This is a genomic window from Enterobacter sp. CCUG 70166, from assembly GCF_020224095.1.
Classification (GTDB): Bacteria; Pseudomonadota; Gammaproteobacteria; order Enterobacterales; family Enterobacteriaceae; genus Enterobacter; species Enterobacter intestinihominis.
The window spans coordinates 1-4,128 of record NZ_NRIQ01000025.1; the positions used below are offsets into that span (position 1 = coordinate 1).

At 64.8% G+C, this 4,128-nt stretch carries 3 protein-coding genes; all 3 read left to right on the forward strand.

What is annotated here, in order from left to right:
• Nucleotides 1-370, forward strand: a 370-nt coding sequence (locus tag CKK19_RS10760; protein WP_033566662.1) for a DUF3330 domain-containing protein, incomplete at its 5' end; no start/stop codon positions are given.
• A 175-nt stretch (nucleotides 371-545) separates the two neighbouring features.
• Nucleotides 546-1,106 (forward strand): recombinase family protein, encoded by a 561-nt coding sequence (locus CKK19_RS10765; RefSeq protein ID WP_001161490.1) that lies wholly within the window; start codon nucleotides 546-548, stop codon nucleotides 1,104-1,106.
• Between the two features lie 3 nt (nucleotides 1,107-1,109).
• A complete protein-coding gene (locus CKK19_RS10770; RefSeq protein ID WP_001138014.1) occupies nucleotides 1,110-4,076 on the forward strand; it encodes a Tn3-like element TnAs1 family transposase in 2,967 nt (988 codons plus the stop codon).
• Nucleotides 4,077-4,128: the final 52 nt, after the last annotated feature.

The following is a 4,128-nucleotide window of genomic DNA, read 5'->3' on the forward strand; positions in this document are numbered from 1 at the left end:
CCGTCTTCTGAAAACGACAATGGAGGTGGTAGCCGAGGGTGTGGAAACACCCGACTGCCTTGCGTGGTTGCGGCAGGCGGGTTGCGACACGGTGCAGGGTTTCCTGTTCGCCAGGCCGATGCCGGCGGCGGCCTTCGTCGGCTTCGTCAACCAATGGAGGAACACCACCATGAACGCCAATGAACCGAGCACCAGTTGCTGCGTGTGCTGCAAGGAAATCCCGCTCGATGCCGCCTTCACGCCGGAAGGGGCCGAGTACGTGGAGCATTTCTGCGGGCTGGAGTGCTATCAGCGCTTCCAGGCGCGGGCCAGCACTGCGACCGAAACCAGCGTCAAACCGGACGCTTGTGATTCGCCGCCGTCAGGTTGAGGCATACCCTAACTGGATGTCAGGCAAGGCCGCGCCGCTTCGTCAGAATAGAGTCATCTTTCGCATTTTTTGACACATGCCCGCGAAGGTCATAGATTTCAGCCTGACAGAAACGGGGTTTGAGGCACAACGGAACAGAAGGAGCACTTAAGCCGCCTTCAACCAAGGAGACATCGTGCAGGGGCACCGCATCGGCTACGTCCGGGTCAGCAGCTTTGACCAGAACCCGGAACGCCAGCTGGAACAAACCCAGGTGAGCAAGGTGTTCACCGACAAGGCATCGGGCAAGGACACCCAGCGCCCCCAGCTCGAAGCGCTGCTGAGCTTCGTCCGCGAAGGCGATACAGTGGTGGTGCACAGCATGGATCGGCTGGCCCGCAACCTCGATGACCTGCGTCGCTTGGTACAGAAGCTGACTCAGCGCGGCGTGCGCATCGAGTTCCTGAAGGAGGGCCTGGTGTTCACTGGCGAGGACTCGCCGATGGCCAACCTGATGCTGTCGGTGATGGGGGCCTTCGCTGAGTTCGAGCGCGCCCTGATCCGCGAGCGGCAGCGTGAGGGCATCGCCTTGGCCAAGCAGCGTGGCGCGTACCGGGGCCGCAAGAAAGCCCTGTCCGATGAGCAGGCTGCTACCCTGCGGCAGCGAGCGACGGCCGGCGAGCCCAAGGCGCAGCTTGCCCGCGAGTTCAACATCAGCCGGGAAACCCTCTACCAGTACCTCCGCACGGACGACTGACACATGCCGCGTCGCTTGATCCTCTCGGCCACGGAGCGGGACACCCTGCTTGCGCTGCCGGAAAGCCAGGATGACCTGATCCGCTACTACACCTTCAACGACTCCGACCTGTCGCTGATCCGCCAGCGACGCGGCGACGCCAACCGCCTCGGCTTCGCCGTGCAGCTCTGCCTGCTGCGCTACCCCGGTTACGCGCTGGGAACCGACAGCGAGCTGCCCGAGCCGGTCATCCTGTGGGTGGCGAAGCAAGTCCAGGCCGAGCCGGCGAGCTGGGCAAAGTACGGCGAGCGCGACGTGACCCGTCGCGAGCATGCCCAGGAACTGCGCACCTACCTGCAACTGGCCCCGTTCGGCCTGTCCGACTTCCGCGCCCTGGTGCGCGAGCTAACCGAGCTGGCCCAGCAGACCGACAAAGGCTTGCTGCTGGCCGGTCAGGCCCTGGAGAGCCTACGGCAGAAACGACGCATCCTGCCGGCGCTGAGCGTGATTGACCGGGCCTGCTCGGAAGCCATTGCGCGAGCCAATCGGCGGGTCTACCGCGCCCTGGTCGAACCACTCACGGACTCGCATCGGGCCAAGCTGGACGAGCTGTTGAAGCTCAAGGCCGGCAGCAGCATCACCTGGTTGACCTGGCTGCGCCAGGCACCGCTGAAACCCAACTCTCGGCACATGCTGGAACACATCGAGCGGCTGAAGACATTTCAGTTGGTGGACTTGCCCGAAGGCCTGGGCCGGCACATCCACCAGAACCGCCTGCTCAAGCTGGCCCGCGAGGGTGGGCAGATGACGCCCAAAGACCTCGGTAAGTTCGAGCCGCAGCGCCGCTACGCGACCCTGGCCGCCGTGGTGCTGGAGAGCACCGCGACCGTGATCGATGAGCTGGTCGATCTGCATGACCGCATCCTGGTCAAGCTGTTCAGCGGCGCGAAGCACAAGCATCAGCAGCAGTTCCAGAAGCAGGGCAAGGCGATCAACGACAAGGTGCGCCTGTACTCCAGGATCGGCCAGGCGCTGCTGGAAGCGAAGGAAAGCGGCAGCGACCCCTATGCCGCCATCGAGGCGGTGATTCCCTGGGACGAGTTCACCGAGAGCGTCAGCGAGGCCGAGCTGCTGGCCCGGCCGGAAGGCTTCGACCACCTGCACCTGGTCGGCGAGAACTTCGCCACCCTGCGCCGTTACACGCCGGCCTTGCTGGAGGTGCTGGAACTGCGCGCCGCGCCGGCCGCGCAAGGCGTGCTGGCAGCCGTGCAGACCCTGCGTGAGATGAACGCCGACAACCTGCGCAAGGTGCCGGCCGATGCACCCACGGCCTTCATCAAGCCGCGCTGGAAGCCGCTGGTGATCACCCCGGAAGGCCTCGACCGGAAATTCTACGAAATCTGCGCCCTGTCCGAGCTGAAGAACGCCCTGCGCTCCGGCGACATCTGGGTCAAGGGCTCGCGGCAGTTCCGCGACTTCGACGACTACCTGCTGCCGGCCGAGAAGTTCGCCGCACTCAAGCGCGAGCAGGCCCTGCCCCTGGCGATCAACCCGAACAGCGACCAGTACCTGGAAGAGCGTTTGCAGCTGCTGGACGAGCAGTTGGCCACCGTCACCCGCCTGGCCAAGGACAACGAGCTGCCCGATGCCATCCTCACCGAGTCAGGGCTGAAAATCACCCCGCTGGATGCGGCGGTGCCGGATCGGGCGCAGGCGCTGATCGACCAAACCAGCCAGTTACTGCCGCGCATCAAGATCACCGAACTGCTGATGGACGTGGACGACTGGACGGGCTTCAGCCGCCACTTCACCCACTTGAAGGACGGGGCCGAGGCCAAAGACAGGACGTTGCTGCTGTCCGCAATCCTCGGTGATGCGATCAACCTCGGGCTGACCAAGATGGCCGAGTCGAGCCCCGGCCTGACCTACGCCAAGCTGTCCTGGCTGCAAGCCTGGCACATCCGCGACGAAACCTATTCGGCGGCCTTGGCCGAGCTGGTCAACCACCAGTATCGCCACGCCTTTGCCGCCCACTGGGGCGACGGCACGACCTCATCCTCCGATGGCCAGCGCTTCCGCGCGGGTGGCCGGGGCGAGAGCACCGGGCACGTCAACCCGAAGTACGGTAGCGAGCCGGGACGGCTGTTCTATACCCATATCTCCGACCAGTACGCGCCGTTCAGCACCCGCGTGGTGAATGTCGGCGTCCGCGATTCCACCTATGTGCTCGACGGCCTGCTGTACCACGAGTCCGACCTGCGGATCGAGGAGCACTACACCGACACGGCCGGCTTCACCGATCACGTCTTTGCCCTGATGCACCTGCTAGGCTTCCGCTTCGCGCCGCGCATCCGCGACCTCGGCGAAACCAAGCTGTACGTGCCGCAGGGCGTGCAAGCCTACCCGACGTTGCGCCCGCTGATCGGCGGCACCCTGAACATCAAGCACGTGCGTGCCCACTGGGACGACATCCTGCGCCTGGCCAGCTCGATCAAGCAGGGCACCGTCACCGCCTCGCTGATGCTGCGCAAGCTCGGCAGCTACCCGCGCCAGAACGGACTGGCCGTGGCCCTGCGCGAGCTGGGCCGGATCGAGCGCACGCTGTTCATCCTGGACTGGCTGCAAAGTGTTGAACTGCGCCGCCGCGTGCATGCCGGCCTGAACAAAGGTGAGGCGCGCAACTCGCTGGCCAGGGCGGTGTTCTTCAACCGCCTTGGGGAAATCAGGGATCGGAGCTTCGAGCAGCAGCGCTACCGGGCCAGCGGCCTCAACCTGGTGACGGCGGCTATCGTGCTGTGGAACACGGTGTACCTGGAACGCGCCACCCAGGGGTTGGTCGAGGCCGGCAAGCCGGTGGACGGCGAGCTGCTGCAATTCCTGTCGCCGCTGGGCTGGGAGCACATCAACCTAACCGGCGATTACGTCTGGCGGCAGAGCCGCAGACTGGAAGACGGGAAGTTTCGGCCCTTACGGATGCCCGGAAAACCTTAGCGTACGATTTTTTCCGAATTCTGCGGGCTCCCCATCAACACGGATAAAGCGC